15 protein-coding genes and 1 tRNA gene are annotated in these 16,812 nt (G+C 71.8%); 10 read left to right on the forward strand and 6 right to left on the reverse strand.

Annotated features, from left to right (window positions below):
• Window positions 1-91: 91 nt before the first annotated feature.
• The 7 genes from IG08_RS0114905 (at window position 92) to IG08_RS0114935 (ending at window position 6,569) form a co-directional block, all read left to right on the forward strand.
• Entirely contained in the window at window positions 92-1,048 is a 957-nt protein-coding gene (locus IG08_RS0114905; RefSeq protein WP_030601229.1) for a phosphatase PAP2 family protein, read from the forward strand.
• A complete protein-coding gene (locus IG08_RS0114910; RefSeq protein WP_030601233.1) occupies window positions 999-2,114 on the forward strand; it encodes a hypothetical protein in 1,116 nt (371 codons plus the stop codon). Before IG08_RS0114905 ends, IG08_RS0114910 begins: the two co-directional genes overlap by 50 nt.
• The gene (locus IG08_RS0114915) at window positions 2,105-3,706 is read left to right on the forward strand and encodes a hypothetical protein (protein WP_030601235.1); all 1,602 of its coding nucleotides are present in this window, start codon (window positions 2,105-2,107) and stop codon (window positions 3,704-3,706) included. The genes IG08_RS0114910 and IG08_RS0114915 overlap by 10 nt, the downstream gene beginning before the upstream one ends.
• Complete coding sequence (locus IG08_RS0114920) at window positions 3,703-5,037, forward strand: AAA domain-containing protein (protein WP_030601238.1); 1,335 nt, start codon at window positions 3,703-3,705, stop codon at window positions 5,035-5,037. The genes IG08_RS0114915 and IG08_RS0114920 overlap by 4 nt, the downstream gene beginning before the upstream one ends.
• Before the next feature lie 343 nt (window positions 5,038-5,380).
• Window positions 5,381-5,746, forward strand: coding sequence for a hypothetical protein (locus tag IG08_RS0114925; protein WP_030601241.1), 366 nt, complete (start codon window positions 5,381-5,383; stop codon window positions 5,744-5,746).
• 129 nt (window positions 5,747-5,875) lie between these two features.
• The gene (locus IG08_RS56415; protein WP_030601245.1) at window positions 5,876-6,505 is read left to right on the forward strand and encodes a bifunctional DNA primase/polymerase; all 630 of its coding nucleotides are present in this window, start codon (window positions 5,876-5,878) and stop codon (window positions 6,503-6,505) included.
• A tRNA-Lys gene (locus IG08_RS0114935) sits at window positions 6,496-6,569 on the forward strand. The genes IG08_RS56415 and IG08_RS0114935 overlap by 10 nt, the downstream gene beginning before the upstream one ends.
• Window positions 6,570-6,733: 164 nt before the next feature.
• Here IG08_RS0114935 and IG08_RS0114940 read toward each other — a convergent pair.
• The gene (locus tag IG08_RS0114940; RefSeq protein ID WP_030601248.1) at window positions 6,734-8,029 is read right to left on the reverse strand and encodes a M6 family metalloprotease domain-containing protein; all 1,296 of its coding nucleotides are present in this window, start codon (window positions 8,027-8,029) and stop codon (window positions 6,734-6,736) included.
• Window positions 8,030-8,313: 284 nt separating this feature from the next.
• Here IG08_RS0114940 and IG08_RS0114945 point away from each other — a divergent pair, with 284 nt between their 5' ends.
• Window positions 8,314-10,155: a putative bifunctional diguanylate cyclase/phosphodiesterase gene (locus IG08_RS0114945; protein ID WP_030601250.1), complete on the forward strand. Its 1,842-nt coding sequence runs from the start codon at window positions 8,314-8,316 to the stop codon at window positions 10,153-10,155.
• 3 nt (window positions 10,156-10,158) lie between these two features.
• Here IG08_RS0114945 and IG08_RS0114950 read toward each other — a convergent pair whose 3' ends face one another.
• The 4 genes from IG08_RS0114950 to IG08_RS0114970 form a co-directional block, all read right to left on the reverse strand.
• Entirely contained in the window at window positions 10,159-11,253 is a 1,095-nt protein-coding gene (locus IG08_RS0114950; protein WP_030601252.1) for an LLM class flavin-dependent oxidoreductase, read from the reverse strand.
• A gap of 83 nt (window positions 11,254-11,336) precedes the next feature.
• The gene (locus IG08_RS60115) at window positions 11,337-11,984 is read right to left on the reverse strand and encodes a hypothetical protein (protein WP_158812236.1); all 648 of its coding nucleotides are present in this window, start codon (window positions 11,982-11,984) and stop codon (window positions 11,337-11,339) included.
• A 131-nt stretch (window positions 11,985-12,115) separates the two neighbouring features.
• The gene (locus tag IG08_RS0114965) at window positions 12,116-12,847 is read right to left on the reverse strand and encodes a maleate cis-trans isomerase family protein (protein WP_030601257.1); all 732 of its coding nucleotides are present in this window, start codon (window positions 12,845-12,847) and stop codon (window positions 12,116-12,118) included.
• Window positions 12,844-13,695 (reverse strand): maleate cis-trans isomerase family protein, encoded by an 852-nt coding sequence (locus IG08_RS0114970; RefSeq protein WP_030601261.1) that lies wholly within the window; start codon window positions 13,693-13,695, stop codon window positions 12,844-12,846. Before IG08_RS0114970 ends, IG08_RS0114965 begins: the two co-directional genes overlap by 4 nt.
• A 212-nt stretch (window positions 13,696-13,907) precedes the next feature.
• Between IG08_RS0114970 and IG08_RS0114975 the strand changes: the two genes are divergently transcribed.
• A complete protein-coding gene (locus IG08_RS0114975) occupies window positions 13,908-14,867 on the forward strand; it encodes a D-2-hydroxyacid dehydrogenase (RefSeq protein WP_030601262.1) in 960 nt (319 codons plus the stop codon).
• Window positions 14,868-14,885: 18 nt separating this feature from the next.
• Window positions 14,886-16,256 (forward strand): amidase, encoded by a 1,371-nt coding sequence (locus IG08_RS0114980; RefSeq protein WP_030601265.1) that lies wholly within the window; start codon window positions 14,886-14,888, stop codon window positions 16,254-16,256.
• 14 nt (window positions 16,257-16,270) lie between these two features.
• Here the strand turns inward: IG08_RS0114980 and IG08_RS0114985 are convergent, their stop codons facing one another.
• A complete protein-coding gene (locus tag IG08_RS0114985; protein ID WP_030601268.1) occupies window positions 16,271-16,765 on the reverse strand; it encodes a DUF3830 family protein in 495 nt (164 codons plus the stop codon).
• Between the last annotated feature and the right edge of the window lie 47 nt (window positions 16,766-16,812).

Consider the following 16,812-nt stretch of genomic DNA (forward strand, 5'->3'; position numbering starts at 1 on the left):
CGCTCCACGGAGGCGCGCACATACGACATAAAGTGGCACGACCGGTCCAAGACCGCCGGGCGCGCGCGACACGAAGGGGGAGGGCGATCGGATGCCGCAGACCGAGACACCAGGCATCGAGGCAGCCCCACGGACGCGGCTGCGCTGGTGGACCGAGCTGCCACTGATCGTGCTGGTGTACGCCTGCTACTCCGCGGGCCGGCTCCTCGCCCGGGGCGACGTGTCCGGTGCCGTCGACCACGGCCTGGCGATCCTGCGTGTCGAGAAGTTCCTGCACCTCAACGCGGAGCACCCGCTCAACCGGCTGTTCACCCGCGAGGCCTGGCTCGGCGTGCCGGCCGACTTCTGGTACGCGTCGCTGCACTACCTCGTCACGCCCGCCATCCTGGTCTGGCTCTTCAGATCGCGCACACTGCACTACCGCGCGGCCCGCACCTGGCTGATGACGTCCACCTTCATCGGCCTGATCGGCTTCACCCTGTTGCCGACCTGCCCGCCCCGTCTGCTCTCCGCGAGCCACGGCTTCGTCGACACGATGGCCCAGTACAGCTCGTACGGCTGGTGGGGCGGCGACGCGAGCGCCCCCCGGGGCCTGGGCGGCATGACGAACCAGTACGCCGCCATGCCCAGCCTGCACGTGGGCTGGGCCCTGTGGTGCGGCGTGATGCTGTGGCGGTACGGCAGGACGCGTACGGCGAAGACCGCAGCGGTCGTCTACCCGCTGGTGACCACGATCGTGGTCATGGGCACCGCCAACCACTACTTCCTCGACGCGGTCGCGGGGGCGGCCGCGATGGGGCTCGGGCTGCTGCTCGCGCCGTACGTCACCCGGGCCGCGAACCGGGGCACCGCGTGGCTGAAGACACGGGTGGTGCCCGTCACGGCGGTGGGCTCTCCCGGCGCACCCGCCTCAATTGTCAGTGGCGGATGCCAGACTTCCGCGGGTGAGCACTTTCCACGGCAGCGCGAGTCACGGGTCGGTTCCGGAGCCGAGCCGGGTGCCTCCCCCTCGGACGCGGGGGACGGCGCTCCGGCAGCGGCTCGCTGAGCTGCGCGGCCCCGACGTACCGGCCAAGGCACTCGACGCGCGCGCCCTCGCGGCCCTCGCCGCCAACCCCGGCTGCAAGCGGCGCGCGCTCCTCGACGGCGCCGGGGTGAACAAGGCGACACTGGCGAGCGCGCTGGGCTCGCCCTCCGCCTTCGGGCAGTCGCAGTTCGCCCTCACGCGTGGCAACGCCTTCGAGGCGAAGGTCAAGGCGGACGGTGGCGCGGAGCTGCTGCGGCTGGTGCACGAGAGGCTGGACCCGGCCGCCGAACCACCCGTCGACGCCCAGGTCCCCGACCTCACCGCGATCGGCCCCGAGGGCCGCACCGCGCGTACGGCCCTGGCTCTGCGCGAGGCCGCCTCCGGTGGCTGGACGCTGCTCGACCACCCGATGCTCGCCCTCGACGTCGCCGGCTCCCCCGCCTTCCTGGAGCCGGACGCAGTGGTCGTGCACCCGGACGGCAGCTGGACGGTCGTGGAGATCAAGTCCTTCCCGATGCTGGACGGTTCGGCGGACCCGTCGAAGGTGGGCGCGGCCGCCCGCCAGGCCGCGGTGTACGTGCTGGCGCTGGAGGAGGTCGCGGCCCGCCTCGAAACTCCCCCGCGCGTGCGCCACCGTGTCCTGCTCGTCTGCCCCAAGGACTTCTCCAACCTGCCCACCGCGTCCGCCGTCGACGTCCGCAAGCAGCGCGCGGTCACCGCCCGCCAGCTGGCCCGTCTCACCCGCATCCAGGACATCGCCGACGCCCTCCCCGAGGGCACCTGCTTCGCCCCCGACCTGCCCGCCGGCGAGCTGACCGCCGCGGTCGAGTCGGTCCCGGCGACGTACGCGCCCGAGTGCCTGTCCGCGTGCGAACTGGCCTTCCACTGCCGCGACCGCTCCCGCACGGACGGCGCGGTGACCTCGCTGGGCCGGTCGGTCCGTGCCGAACTGGGCGGCCTGACGACGGTGGAGGACGTCCTGTCCGCCGCGCGCGGGGAGACCGGGGACCCGGACGACCCGGCGGTGGCCGCTCTGCGGAGAGCAGCGGAACTGCGAGCGGAAGCTCTGGGGGCGACATGTCGCTGATCGCCACCCTCGCCCGCCTCGAGGCCGTCAGCACCGGCCGCGCCCAGCCCTCCGCCACTGTCCGGCACCGGCACCTGTCCGAGCGCCCGCTCGTCCTCGTGCCGCTCACCACCGCCGGTGAGGCCGGCGCCCCGCTCGGCGCACTCGTGGGCACCGACCGGGACGCGCCGCACCTGCTGGTCGTACCGCAGCCGCGCGACCGCGACCTCAGGTTCGCGTTCCTGGCCGAGCTGGCGGGCGTCGTCCTGCCGTATCTCGACAGCTACGCCGAGGCCGTCGAGGCCGCCGAGCGCAACGAGACCGATCCGGAGACCGGCAAGCGGGTCAAGGTCGAGGTCGAACTGTGCGCGGACGCCCCGCAGCTGATCCTGCCGAGCCGCGCGGGCGTCGACTTGGTACGGCTGCTCGGGCGCTCCATGCGCTTCCGGCGTACGGCGGAGCAGGACCCTGAGACCCCGTTTCCCGCGCCCCCGCACGTGCCGTTGCTGGGTCGGTGGCTGACCCACTTCGGGGAGCGGGCCCGGGTGCCGGGTTCCTCGCTGCTGCTGGCCATGACGGACGTACTGGCCCGGCACTGGGCAACCGGTCAGTCCACCCTGGAGGACCAGCACCTGGGCGCGCTGCTCGCCTGGATCGACCCGCCTGACCATGCCACCGGCGCCGAGGCCGCGCTCGCCGCCGAGCTCGCCCGCGACCCCAAGGGCCAGTTGCTGCACCCGCCCGCCGGCCCGGCCACCGACCCGGCGTTCGACAACAAGCTCCTCGCCCCGGCCTTCGAGCGCTACGACCGCGGGCGTACCGCCCTCGCCGCCGCCAGGGACGGTCTGGAGGCCGACGACCGCCTCGGCGAACTCACCGCCGCCGAGCGGGCGATCCGCGCCCTCGTCGAGAGCCGTACGCGCCCCACCTGGGACGCGGTGTGGCGCGGCCTCGACCTGCTGCGGGAGCTGCCCGAGGGCGCGCGCGTGGAGGAGCGCTGGACGCGCGACCGCTGGTCGTTCACCGCCCACCGCGACCGTGTCGTCGCGGGCGAGCCCCCGCAGCCGCGCCGCGACGACGCGGTGACCGCGGCCAACAAGCTCGCCGCACGCGAGCGTGAACAGGCCCGCCTGGAGGCGCAGGAAGCTCTCGACGACCCGCTGGTGATGGCGGGGCGGCGGCTGTCCGGGGAGGCGTTCGCGGGCGAGGTCACGGATGTCGTCATGGCGTACAGCGAGGGCAAGCGGCCCAGCCCGCGCCCGCTGGTCACCGTCCGGACCGACGACCGGCCGCATCTCGGCGAGCGGGCCAAGGTGTACCGCTCGCTGGGCGGGAAGCCGCAGGCGGCGGAGTTCGTGGGGCACGAGGACTCCCCTGACGGCACGGCCCTGATCGTGCTGCGCGTGGTCGACAAGATGGGGCGCGGCAAGGAGCCCGAGGTCGGGTCCGTGCCCGAGAAGGGCGACCGGCTCTGCTTCACCGCCTTCGAGCACGAGCAGCGCGGCGGCGCGAAGCTGCCCGAGCCGGAGGACACGCCGTGGACGCACGGCGGACCGCCCGGTGAGGGCGTTCAGGAGGCCGCCGATCCCCTGACCGCGGAGGACGTCCTGTGACCACCGTTTTCGACCCGGGCGCGGCGGCCACGCAGGCCACCGACGCGATCCTCCACGACACCCTGCACGGCACCGCGCGCGGTGTCGTCGTCGACTCCCCGCCCGGCGCCGGCAAGTCCACCCTCGTCGTCCACGCGGCACTCGAACTGGCCGATGCCGGGCGCCCGTTGATGGTCGTCGCCCAGACGAACGCACAGGTCGACGACCTCGTCCTGCGGCTCGCCGAGAAGAACCCCGAGCTGCCGGTCGGCCGTCTGCACAGCAGTGACGCCGACCCGTACGACAAGGCGCTCGACGACCTGCCGAACGTACGGAAGTCGGCCAAGGCGGCCGACCTCGCCGGGCTCGATGTCGTGATCTCCACCGCCGCCAAGTGGGGGCACGTCAAGGTCGACGAGCCGTGGCGGCACGCGATCGTCGACGAGGCGTACCAGATGCGCTCCGACTCACTGCTGGCCGTGGCCGGCCTGTTCGAGCGGGCGCTGTTCGTGGGCGACCCGGGGCAGCTGGACCCGTTCGCGATCGTGGGCAGTGAGCAGTGGGCGGGCCTGTCGTACGACCCCTCGGCCTCCGCGGTGACGACCCTCCTGGCCCACAACCCCGAGCTGCCGCAGCACCGCCTCCCGGTCTCCTGGCGCCTACCGGCCTCGGCGGCCCCCCTCGTCTCCGGCGCCTTCTACCCGTACACGCCCTTCCGCAGCGGCACCGACCACGACGACCGCCACCTCGCCTTCGCGGTCCCCTCCGACGGCTCCGGCCCCGACCGGGTGATCGACGAGGCGGCGGAAGCGGGCTGGGGCCTGCTGGAACTGCCCGCCCGGCACACTCCCCGCACTGACCCCGAGGCGGTACGGGCGGTGGCGACGGTCGTACGACGCCTGCTGGACCGGGGCGGCGCGGCGACGTCGGAGCGCGGCCCCGACCCCACGCCCCTGACGGCCGACCGGATCGCAGTCGGCACCGCGCACCGCGACCAGGCGGCGGCCGTCCGCGCGGCACTGGCCGACCTGGGCGTCACTGACGTCACCGTCGACACGGCGAACCGCCTCCAGGGCCGCGAGTTCGACGTCACCGTCGTCCTCCACCCCCTCTCCGGCCGCCCCGACGCCACCGCCTTCCACCTGGAGACCGGCCGCCTCTGCGTCCTCGCCTCCCGCCACCGGCACGCCTGCATCGTGGTCTGCCGAGCGGGCGTCACCGACCTGCTGGACGACTACCCGTCGACGGAACCGGTCCAGCTGGGGACGCTCGTGAAGTTCCCGGACGGCTGGGAGGCGAACCACGCGGTGCTGGCCCGGTTGGCCGAGCACCGGGTGGCCTGGCGGCCGTGACCGGCAACCGACCGCCTCGCCCGGCTGACGACAACCGCAACCCCGATGCACCGGACGCCCGCCGCGGCAGCAGCACACCGATGCCGCGGCACGCCGCCGGAGGCAGCCGATGAATACAACCCGGAGGCCGGGAAGCGAATCACGCGGTGCCGGCCCGGCCGACGGAGCACCGGGGGGCCTGGCGGTGGTCGGCCGCCGGGAACATCGCGTCGTCCGGAGACCTTGATACCGCTGGAGTTTCCGGGATACCGCCGGAGGCAACCGGCCCTCTTGCACGGGCTTGGGACAATGGACGGTGGCCCCCCACAGGCGGGTCATCAGGTACGTACGAGGAGGAGAAGACATGGCGGAGCCCACGCCGCGTCGGAACGAACCGCGGCTACGCCCCGCGCCCCTGCTCTTCGAGCCCACGCAGGTGGCCGACGACCCGGAGCACTTCTTCGATCTGGAGTCGATCGACGACCCGCGTGCCCTGCTGGCCCGGGCCACGGAGCTGACGCAGGCCTTCCGTGCGGCGACGGACCGTGCGGTGGAGTTCCAGGCGATGGCGGCGGCCCAGCTGGCCGACCCCCGCCGCTTCGACCGGCTCACCCCGGCGGACATCGCCGCGCGGGCCGAGTGGACCGAGGACTACGCGAAGAAGATGGTCGAGTTCGGCCGGGACCTGATGAGCGGGGCGGAGGGCCGGGGGCACGCCGACCCGGTGTGAGTGGCGCCGCCTTCCGAAAAAGGCCGTGGCATATGCCAGGCGGGCAAGATACCCCTTCCCACCCCCTCCTGTCCCGGTTTCCGGCAACCCTCAGGAACGGAACGCTCACTCCCGGTAGATCTAGATGGCATGAGCACACGCGACGAACCGTTCTCCGACCGCTTCGACATCTCGGGCGTCACCTCGGACGGGGCCGCCTGGCTCGCCTCGGCAGGAACGTACCCGCGCAGCACGCTCGCGCTCTGGGAGGAGCGACCGGGCGCCCCCGTCGTCCTGCCCTGCGGCTCCGCCTTCGACATCGTCAGCGCACCCGCGATCTTCGGGCGCCGCATGCTCGATCGCTTGTGGGACGAGGGCCCGGGCTCGGGCCCCGTCGCGGCACTCCGGGGCCGCATGCTGCTGTTCGCCGCGCCGGGCACGGCCCAGCGGCTGCCGTCGCTGCTCCACTGGGAGGAGTTCGGCCGCACGGGAAGCCGTACGGAAGGCCGTACTGAAGGCCGTACGGAAGCGATCCCGCCGCTCCTGTGCCACGGCACCGGCGACGCGGTGACCGTCCCCGCCCCGATCGGCACCGCACCGGCTCCGACCAGGCTCGACACCCGCTGGGTCGTCGCCCCGGACACCCGTCACCCCTGGCTCCCCGGCACGGAGATCCTGCTCTGGGCGGCCGTCCGGGCGGCCCGCGCAGCGGTGCGGATATCGATTTTTCCTCCCACCGATCAGGATGCTAAGGTCTACGACGTCAGCAGGCGCCGCTAGCTCAGTTGGTTAGAGCAGCTGACTCTTAATCAGCGGGTCCGGGGTTCGAGTCCCTGGCGGCGCACAGACGATCGAAGGCCCTCCGCGGAAGCGGGGGGCCTTCGGTGTGAGATGAGTTGCTCTCCGGCGCGCAGAGGCGGCTGGGGGTCCGGGGTTCGAGTCCCCGACGGCGCACGACACGGATAAGGCCCCTCGCGGAAGCGAGGGGCCTTATCCGTGTGCCCGGCGCTACCCGCCCGCGCTGATCTTCACCGTCCACGCCCCCGAAGTCGTCCGCCCCTCCACCTCCACCCGGACACCCTCCCCAGGCACGGTGAAGCTCTCGCCGAGCCCGACGGGAGCGTCCGCGAGGGCGGGATAGACGGAGTTCTCCCAGCAGGCCTCGGTGCGCGGATGGGCGTCGATCACCTGGACCGGCCCGCCCCCGGACGCGGCGCCACTGTGCACCCGGTACACGAGCACCCCCTGTCGGCAGACCGCCGCGTCGTTGCCCACCGGCCCGCGCGCCTCGAAGGCGAGCGCGCTGTCGACGCCGGTGCGCACGACCGCGAGCTTCGTCCCACGCCCCAGCCCGAAGGCCGGCGCCCCGGCCGCACCCGCCACCGGGACCCCCGGCCCCGCGCCCAGCGGCTCCAGCGTCAGCCGTGTCGGCCCGGCCCCCTGCACGCACGCCACCTGCCGCGACTCCAGCCAGCCGAGCTTCCACTTGTGCCAGGCGAACAGATCGGGCGCGAGGCCGAACTGGCTGCCCATCAGGTCCCAGTCGCCGACATACGTGTCCCAGTCGCCCTTGCCGTCCATCGGCCGGTGGTACAGGTCCGGCAGGTCGAAGACGTGCCCGGTCTCATGGGCCAGGACCAGCCGGTCCGGCGGATGCTGCTCGAAGACCGTGACGACCCGCCGGATGTCCGTGCCGTCGGCGCGCAGCGGAGTGTCCAGGTTGACAACCTTCGTGGCGTCCGAGTCCACGCCGGGCGCGTCCGGGTCGGCGACGAAGTACACGATGTCGTAGCGCGAGAAGTCGACCTGCCCGTCGGCCGCGGCGAGCGCGTCGCGCAGGTAGGCGGAGCGGTGCGCGGCGTTCCAGTCGCGCTGTATGGCGTACGACGTCGAGGGCCGCGGCATGCGGATCCACTGTCGGAGCGGATGCGGGCGCAGCTCGAACCTGCCGTAGGAGGCGTGCTGGAAGAAGTCGCTGGTGGCCGGGAAGTGATCGGCGGTCAGCTCGGCGGGGGTGGTGCGCGGGACGGAGTCCGGGAAGGACAGGAAGACCATCACCGCGTCCAGCGAGCGGGCCGGGCGCGGATACGCGGCGTTCCAGGTGTCCAGGCCCTCCGAGTGATGGGCGTCGGTGCGCTGCAGGGTGCACGGCGCCGCCGAGAAGGGTTCGGCCACCGAGGGGCCGGTGACGAGCGAGGTGGCGGCGAGCGCCGTCATCGTGGTGAACACGGCCGCGGTGCTGCGCAGTCGGGGGCGCGGAAACTTGCGCGGCACGTGGACCTCCGGGAGCGGTTCGCGGGACACCGCACCCAGCCTGTGATGATTTGTGGTGGTACGCCCTGTTTATCTGCACCGGATGAGTGAGGGGGCGTAACCCGCCGCGGGGGCCGACACCCCCGAATCGCTCACGGAACGTCACAAGTGGTCCGGGGCCCCAAGAACCCGTCCACGTGCGGGCAGAAACGATCTGTCAGAAGGGCCCGTCGGTCCGCGACACTGGACAGTGGCTGGAAGGGCCTGGGGCCAACCTCTATGATCGGCACACTTTCCTGCACGGACAGAGATCGAGTGCACGGCGGGAGCTAGCGGTGAGCGGAACGTCCGAAGGGCCGGCGCCCGCGGCAGACCTCGACCGGTCCGCCGTAACAGAGAGTGACATCAAGACATCTCCTCGTACCGAGCCGCGTACCGACTCGTGCACTGAGCCGAGGACCGAGCAGCTGACGTACCGGTCGGCCTTCGCGGCCGCTCCGATCGCCATGGCCGTGGTCGACCGCGAGGGCGTCGTCGTCGGCGCCAACTCCGCCCTCGGCGACCTGCTCGGGGCGACACCGGAGGAACTGGGCGGGTCCGTCGCCGCCGACCTGGTGGACCTGACGTCGGACGCGCGCACCTGGCACGCGTACCGCGAGGTGCTGCGCGGCCGGCAGGCGAAGCTGCGCTGCACGCGCCGCCTCAAGCATCCGGACGGGCACTCGCTGTGGGCGCAGATCACGGTCGCGCCCCTGCCGGACGAGGAGCCGGGCGTCCTGCTCTCCGTCGCCGACATCAGCGCCCGCCGTGAACTCCAGGCCCGGCTGCGGCACTTGCAGATGCACGACCCGGTGACCCGGCTACCCAACCGCACGCTGTTCTTCGAGCGGCTGTCGACCGCGCTGGAGGCGGAGTCGTACGAGCAGAGCGGGACCGGCCGGATCGGCCTGTGCTATCTGGACCTGGACGGCTTCCAGGCCGTCAACGACACCCTCGGCCACCGCGTCGGCGACCGGCTGCTGGCCGCCGTGGCGGAACGGCTCACGCGCTGCGCGGACGAGGCCGGTTACGGCCGTGCGAGCGCGCCGCTGGTGGCCAGACTCGGCGGCGACGAGTTCGCCCTGCTCGTCGAGGACTCCACGGGTACGGAGCAACTCGCGGACCTCGCCGAGTCCGTACTGAAGGCCGTCCAGGCGCCCTTCGACATCTCCGGCCAGCGCCTGTCGGTCTCCGCGTCGATCGGTGTCGTGGAGCGGCAGGCGGAGGGCACGTCGGCGACGGGCCTGATGCAGGCCGCCGACACGACGCTGTACTGGGCGAAGGCCGACGGCAAGGACCGCTGGACGCTCTTCGACCCCGAGCGCAACGCCCACCGCATGACCCGCCAGGCCCTCGCCTCCACGCTCCGCCCGGCGATCGAGCGCGGCGAGTTCCGGCTGGAGTACCAGCCGCTGGTGTGCATGGAGGACGGCCGGCTGCGCGGCGTGGAAGCACTGGTCCGCTGGAACCATCCCCAGTTCGGGGTCCTGACGCCGAATCGGTTCATCGGACTGGCCGAGGAGGACGGTTCGATCGTGCCGCTGGGCCGCTGGGTGCTGGCCACCGCCTGCCGCCAGGCCCGCCAGTGGCAGCTGGACCACCCTGAGGAACCGCCGATCTTCGTCAGCGTCAACGTGGCGGTCCGTCAGGTCTGGGACTCCGACCTGGTGGCGGACGTCGCGGAGATCCTCGCGGAGACGGGCCTGGCCCCGCACCTGCTCCAGCTGGAGCTGACGGAGTCGGCGGTCATGGGCTCCGCGGGCCGCCCCCTCCAAGCCCTGCAAGCCCTCAGCGACATGGGCGTGGGCATCGCGATCGACGACTTCGGCACGGGTTACTCGAACCTCGCCTACCTGAGCCGCCTGCCGGTCTCCGTCCTGAAGCTGGACGGCTCCTTCGTCCGCGGCTTCCAGTACGAGGGCGAGGGTGTCCCCCCGAACCCGGCCGACGAGGTCGTCGTCGAGGCGATGATCCAGCTGGCCCACCGCCTGGGCCTGACGGTCACGGCGGAGTGCGTCGAGACCTCGGCCCAGGCCTCCCGTCTGCGGCGGATCGGCTGCGACACCGGCCAGGGGTGGCTGTACTCGCGGCCGGTGCCGCCGGATCGTATCTCCGGGTTGATGGGCGCGCGGGTCTGACCGTCAGGCCTTCGGGAGTCCGTACGCGTCCGCGATGAGTTCGTACGAGCGCAGGCGTACGTCGCCGCTGTGGGCGTTGCCCGTGAGCATCAGCTCGTCGGCGCCGGTGCGCTTCTGGAGGTCGTCGAGTCCCGCGCGGACCTCGTCCACGGTGCCGTGGATGACGTTGGAGTTCCAGGAGTTGACGAACTCCTCCTCCATGGGGCTGAACTGGTGCGCCTCGGCCTCTTCCGGGGTGGGGACGAGACCGGGCCGACCGGTGCGCAGGCGGACCATGTTGAGAGCCGCGGCGCGGACCTGGCGGCGGGCCTCCTTCTCGTCGTCCGTGGCGAGGGCGGAGACGCCGATGAGGGCGTAGGGGGCGTCGAGGACCTCGCTCGGCTGGAAGGACTCGCGGTAGAGGTCCAGGGCCGGGATGGTGTTCTGCGCCGAGAAGTGGTGCGCGAAGGCGAACGGCAGGCCGAGGACGCCGGAAAGGCGGGCGCTGAAGCCGGAGGAGCCGAGGAGCCAGACCGGCGGGCGGTGCGAGGACTGGACGCCGCCGGGGGAGGTGGCCTGGATGGGGCCGGGCACCGCGTGGATACGGCGGTAGCGGTGGCCGTCCGGGAAGTCGTCGTCCAGGAAGCGGGTGAGCTCGGCGAGCTGCTGGGGGAAGTCGTCGGCGCCTTCGTTGAGGTGGTCGCTGCGGCGGAGGGCGGCGGCCGTGGCTCCGTCGGTGCCGGGGGCCCGGCCGAGGCCGAGGTCGATGCGGCCCGGGGCCATGGCCTCCAGCGTGCCGAACTGCTCCGCGATGACCAGCGGGGCGTGGTTGGGCAGCATGACACCGCCCGAGCCCAGGCGTATGCGGGCGGTGTGGGCGGCCAGGTGGGCGAGGATCACGGCGGGAGAGGACGACGCCACGCCCGGCATCGAGTGGTGCTCCGCCACCCAGTAGCGGTGGAAGCCACGGGACTCCCCGAGCTTGGCCAGCTGCACGCTGGTCTGAAGTGCGTCGGTGGCTGTCCGGCCCGCGCCTACCGTGACCAGGTCCAGTACGGAGAGGGGGACGGGGGCGGTGCCGTGCGTCGTTCCCCGGATCTCGTCTGCCGTTGCCGTCACGGTGCGTGCCTCCTGTTTTTGTGCCGTGCGCTGTCCTCGCAGCCGCAACAGGAGACTGTCTCCGGTTTATTCCCAGGGATGGATCACGCGACCTTTTCCCACACTTTGACCGTGATGTCCACTATCCCGGTTTCAGTATCCACGGAATCCAGCGTGGCCAAAGCCATCCGCCCCTCATCTGTAAACAGACAAACGCTGCGTCCTTCGGCAACCGAAAGCTCTCGCTGGGGTTTGGTCGTGGCGAGCAGCTTGCACTCGCTGAAATCCGGTATCTCCCCTTCGGGCACGAGCGCATAACTATTTGTTACGAGCTTCGCCTTCTGCCCGTCAAAACCGTAAGGCTCAATATCTGCGCCCCCGGCCGCGGGAGGCACGAGATCCAGATCAAATCCCTGCTGCTGCGAAAGCAGGGGACCGGACCATTGCACTTCCGGCGACTCCGGATCAGGACTCCCGCCCTGCACAGCAGGCGCGGCAGTGGTCGTGGCCGTGGTCGTGACGGCCACCGTCGCCGTCACCGTGGCCGTTTCCCGGACCGCCACCGGTGACGTGACACCCGCCGCCGGAAGCCCGATGAAGCCGACCGCGAAGGTGAGGGCACCGACCCCCGCGCTGATCAGTGCCGCAATCGCCTGCCATTTGTGTGCGGTGCCCTGATCTCCCGTCCGTTGCCTGGTCGGCGCGGGCGGCTGTGGCGGGCGCGGCGGCGGTGACGGCGTGAATGACGACATGTGCATCCCCCGATGATGGTGCAGGCCGCAATTATGACGCCCCCTCGGTCTTCTTGTCGGCGGAATTCATAAATCCGCCGACCGAACAGAGGGACGCTTTTATTGCAGCAGTCACCATTACCTCAGGCCCCTCACACCTGCACGATCGGCTCCCTCGTGAACAGCGCCCCCAACCCCGGCGCGTTCACCCGCCGGTCCGCCAGCCTCAGCGCCTCCCACACCGTGACCTGGTTCGCCGTGAGGACCGGCTTGCCCAGCTCCTTCTCCAGGGCCGGGATGTGGGCGGCCGTGTGCAGGGCCGTGTCCGGGAGCAGCAGCGCCTGCGCGTCCGGGGTGTCCGCCGCGCGGGCCAGGGCGAAGACCTCCGCCTCGCCCCAGGTGCCGACCTCGGCCGCCGTGATGATCCCGGAGTCGCGGACCCCGACCACCTCCACGCCACCCGCCCGCAGGAACTCCGCGAACAGCGCCGCCACGTCGTCCGGGTACGTCGCCCCTACGGCCACCCGCTCCAGCCCCATCTCCCGCGCCGCGTGCACGAAGGCGAAGGACGTGGAGGAGGCGGGCAGGCCGGCCGTGCGGGCGAGGGTGCGTACCTGGTCGTGGGCGCCCTCCCAGCCGTAGACGAAGCTGCCGCTGGTGCAGGCCCAGACCACGGAGTCGGCGCCCGACATGCGCAGCTCCTCGACGCCGGCCGCGAGGCGTTCGGCCGAGCCCATCTGGAGCAGTGCGTCCACCCGGTGCGCGTCCTCGCCGATGTCGGTGTGAACCACGTCCAGCCGGATGTCGCTGCCCAGGAGCTGCTCGATGCGTGGATATTCGTCCTCGGCGGAGTGGCCCGGGTAGAGGAATCCGAGTGCTGTCATGTCCACCCTTCCTGCTGCTGTCCTTCGTCCGGAAGCCCCGGAACATCTGGCACGCCCGGCACATCCGGTATGCCTGACACATCTGGTATGCCCGGCAGTACGGGGCCCGACCGCGCCGCCGGATCGACCAGCGCCTGATAGGGCCCCATCGCCCGGGTACCCAGCCGACGCAGCGCCGCCCACATCGTCACCTGGTTGGCCGACAGGACCGGGATGCGCAGTTCCGCCTCCAGCTGGGGGATCACGTCGTACGTCGGAAGGTTGGTGCAGCTGATGAACAGGGCCTCGGCATCACCTCGTACCGCCTGGCGGGCCATGTCCGCGACGTCGCGGTACGGCACCTTCCAGATGTGCCTGGTCAGGCCCATGTACGCGCATCCGGTGACCAGCACGCCCGCCTGGGCGACGTACTCCTCCAGCGACCGGGTGACGGACACCGTGTACGGGGTGACGAGGGCCACCCGCCGTACGCCCAGCTCGGCCAGCGCCTCCAGCAGCGCGCCGGACGTGGTCAGGGACGGCACCGCGCCCGCCCGGGTCATGGCCTCGCACATCGCCCGCTCGCCGGCGATGCCGCCGACGAAGCTGCCGGAGGTGCAGGCGTAGGCGACGACCTCGGGGGCGATCGCGTTGAGGGTGCGGACCGCGTCGTGCAGGGTCTCGTGCTCGCTGACCAGGCGGGCGAGGTCGAGGCTGACCTCGACGGGGACGTACGGCGTCCGGGTCAGATGGAGCGAGATGTCGTCGGGGACCCAGCGCCACAGCTCGCGATCGAGCGCGAAGTCGAAGGGGGCGACGACACCGACACCGCGCTGGGGGCGCGGGCCACCCAGAAAGGAAACGTCCATGGCAGGCACCGGCCTCACGAGGAGAGACGAGGGGACAGCGGAACGTGCACAACGCCCGTGTTGACGAAGGTAGGTTCGGGTGCGAGCGTGGTCAATCCGTGCATGTCACACCCACGTCACACGCAGGTCACCACCCGCGTCCCCGCCCACGTCGGACGCCCGGCAACCCCGAGGAAAACGGCCCCAGGATCCCCGTAGAAAACGGTGCCCCGATGTCCGCCCCCGCGTCCGCCCCGACCCTTCTCGTCCTCGACGCCGACCCCCTCCCCCGCCTCGGCAGCCTCACCGGACGCGCCCGGATCGAGCACGCGGACGCGACCACCCTCGCCGAGCGTCTGCCGTCCGCCGACGTGCTGCTCGTCTGGGACTTCGCCTCGACCGCGGTGCGTGACGCCTGGCCCGGCGAGGGTCCGCGGCCGCGCTGGGTGCACACGGCGAGCGCGGGTGTGGACCACCTGATGTGCCCCGAACTCGCCGCCTCCGAGACGGTGGTGACCAACGCCCGTGGTGTCTTCGACCAGCCGATCGCCGAGTACGTCGCCGCTCTGGTCCTCACCATGGCCAAGGACCTGCCCCGGACCTGGGAGCTTCAGCAGCAGAAGACGTGGCGGCACCGGGAGTCCCAGCGCGTGACCGGGAGCCGTGCCTGCGTGGTCGGCTCGGGGCCGATCGGGCGGGCGATCGTCGGCACGCTCAAGGCACTCGGCATCACCACCGCCCTCGTCGGCCGCCGCTCCCGCACCGGGATCCACGGCCCCGAGGACCTCGACCGGCTGATGGCCCGCGCCGACTGGGTGATCGCAGCCGCACCGCTCACGGAGCAGACGTACGGCATGTTCGACGCCCGGCGCTTCGGGATGATGCAGCCCTCCGCTCGGTTCATCAACATCGGGCGCGGTCCGCTCGTCGACGAGGACGCACTCGTCGAGGCGCTGTCCAAGCGGTGGATCGCCGGCGCGGCCCTCGACGTCTTCGAGGACGAACCCCTCCCGCCCGACAGCCCGTTGTGGCAGGTGCCGGGCCTCATCGTGTCCCCGCACATGAGCGGCGACACGGTCGGCTGGCGGGACGAACTCGGAACGCAGTTCGTGGAGTTGTACGGCCGCTGGGAGGCGGGTAGATCACTGCCGAACGTGGTGGACAAGCAACGCGGGTACGTACCGGGCCATTGACGTCCAACCGGAGGACGCATGACGGACCTCACCGAACTCACCGCCGTACAACTCGTCGAGGGCTACCGCAAGGGCGATTTCAGCCCCGTGGAGGCGACCCGGGCGACACTGGAACGGGCCGAGCGGATCCAGCCGGAGGTGAACGCGTTCGTCCGCCTGACCGGGGAGGAGGCGTTGGCGCAGGCGCGCGCGTCGGCCGACCGATGGCGCCGCGGCGAACCTTCCGGCCTGGTGGACGGCGTGCCGGTCACGGTGAAGGACATCCTGCTGATGCGGGGCGCGCCGACACTCAAGGGCTCCAGGACGATCGTGGAGAACGGGACTTGGGACGAGGACGCCCCCTCCGTCGCCCGTCTGCGCGAGCACGGCGCCGTCTTCCTCGGCAAGACCACGACACCGGAGTTCGGGTGGAAGGGCGTCACGGACTCGCCGCTGTCGGGCGTGACCCGCAACCCGCATGACCCCACCCGCACCGCGGGCGGCTCCAGCGGGGGCGCCGCGGCGGCCGTGGCCCTCGGCGCGGGACCGCTGGCGCTCGGCACGGACGGCGGGGGCAGTGTGCGCATACCGGCGGCCTTCTGCGGGATCTTCGCGCTGAAGCCGACGTACGGCCGCGTGCCCCTCTACCCGGCGAGCGCCTTCGGCACCCTGGCGCACGTGGGTCCGATGACCCGGGACGCGGCGGACGCGGCGCTGCTCCTCGACGTCATCGGGGCACCGGACTCGCGCGACTGGTCGGCGCTGGGCCCGGCGGAGGGGTCGTACACGGCTGAACTGACCGGTGGAGTAAGGGGGTTGAGGGTCGCCTACTCCCCCTCCCTCGGCGGTCAGGTGGCTGTGCAACCCGCCGTCGCCGCCGCCGTACGGCGGGCCGTGGAACGGCTCGCCGAACTCGGCGCGTACGTCACCGAGGCCGACCCCGACTTCGCCGACCCGGTGGACGCGTTCCACACCCTGTGGTTCAGCGGGGCGGCCCGGGTGACCCAGCATCTCGGCCCGCACCAACGGGAGTTGCTCGACCCGGGCCTCAGGGAGATCTGCGCCCTCGGCGCCCGCTACAGCGCGCTCGACTACCTGGCCGCGGTGGACGTCCGCATGGCACTCGGCCGCCGCATGGGCCGCTTCCACGACTCCTACGACCTCCTGGTCACCCCGACCCTCCCGATCACCGCGTTCGAGGCGGGCGCGGAGGTCCCCAAGGGCTCGGGGCACCGACGGTGGACGGGGTGGACGCCGTTCACGTACCCGTTCAACCTGACCCAGCAGCCGGCGGCGTCCGTCCCCGTGGGGAAGGACGGCGACGGACTGCCGATCGGTCTCCAGATCGTGGCCGCGCGGCACCGGGACGACCTGGTCCTACGGGCGGCTCACGCGGTGGGCGGCTCCTGAGGGAGCCGGGGTCGTCACAGCCTCCGGAAGCTCAGCGTCTCCCCCAACGCCCCCGCCCGCCAAAGGTCGTTGCACCCCTCGGCCAGCCCATCCAGTCCTTCGACGACCTGCCCCCAGACGATGCCGGGCACCCAGCCCACATCGCCGTTCAGCAGCAGGTTGTTCCGCTCGTAGAACAGGGCCAGGTCCACGACGGTGGCGCCGGGGCCGACCTCGCGGTCGTAGCCGTAGGCCTTCGTGCCCAGTTCCGCGCCCGCGAAGGAGAAATAACAGAGGTCGCCGGGAATGGGGGTGATTGTCGGGTTCTCCAGGGGTGGTTCCGATGTCGCGAAGGGCGGGAAAAGGGCATAGATCTCGTTTCGTGCGTATTTCGCGTGATAGACGTCGCCGGCCAGCGGGAGGGCGTTCCACACGGCCGCGCAGGTGATCGGTGCCCGGTCGTCGAGGAGCTTTGCAGTTGCGGTGATCCCGCGCTTGACCAGCGAGACTTCGATGTATCGGTCAGCCATGCGTTCCATGGTCCCCCTCCGGTCAAGAGGGCCCCGGTCATAATCGG

It is taken from the genome of Streptomyces fulvoviolaceus (assembly GCF_000718165.1).
Lineage (GTDB): Bacteria > Actinomycetota > Actinomycetes > Streptomycetales > Streptomycetaceae > Streptomyces > Streptomyces fulvoviolaceus.

What these genes read in the sequence shown, in the direction of transcription:
- IG08_RS60115 (WP_158812236.1), bottom strand. Translation starts at nt 11,984, where the DNA reads ATGTCGTCATTCACGCCGTCACCGCCGCCGCGCCCGCCACAGCCGCCC.
- IG08_RS0114970 (WP_030601261.1), bottom strand. Translation starts at nt 13,695, where the DNA reads ATGGACGTTTCCTTTCTGGGTGGCCCGCGCCCCCAGCGCGGTGTCGGT.
- IG08_RS0114925 (WP_030601241.1), top strand. Translation starts at nt 5,381, where the DNA reads ATGGCGGAGCCCACGCCGCGTCGGAACGAACCGCGGCTACGCCCCGCG.
- IG08_RS0114980 (WP_030601265.1), top strand. Translation starts at nt 14,886, where the DNA reads ATGACGGACCTCACCGAACTCACCGCCGTACAACTCGTCGAGGGCTAC.
- IG08_RS0114985 (WP_030601268.1), bottom strand. Translation starts at nt 16,765, where the DNA reads ATGGCTGACCGATACATCGAAGTCTCGCTGGTCAAGCGCGGGATCACC.
- IG08_RS0114965 (WP_030601257.1), bottom strand. Translation starts at nt 12,847, where the DNA reads ATGACAGCACTCGGATTCCTCTACCCGGGCCACTCCGCCGAGGACGAA.
- IG08_RS0114975 (WP_030601262.1), top strand. Translation starts at nt 13,908, where the DNA reads ATGTCCGCCCCCGCGTCCGCCCCGACCCTTCTCGTCCTCGACGCCGAC.
- IG08_RS0114915 (WP_030601235.1), top strand. Translation starts at nt 2,105, where the DNA reads ATGTCGCTGATCGCCACCCTCGCCCGCCTCGAGGCCGTCAGCACCGGC.
- IG08_RS56415 (WP_030601245.1), top strand. Translation starts at nt 5,876, where the DNA reads ATGAGCACACGCGACGAACCGTTCTCCGACCGCTTCGACATCTCGGGC.
- IG08_RS0114905 (WP_030601229.1), top strand. Translation starts at nt 92, where the DNA reads ATGCCGCAGACCGAGACACCAGGCATCGAGGCAGCCCCACGGACGCGG.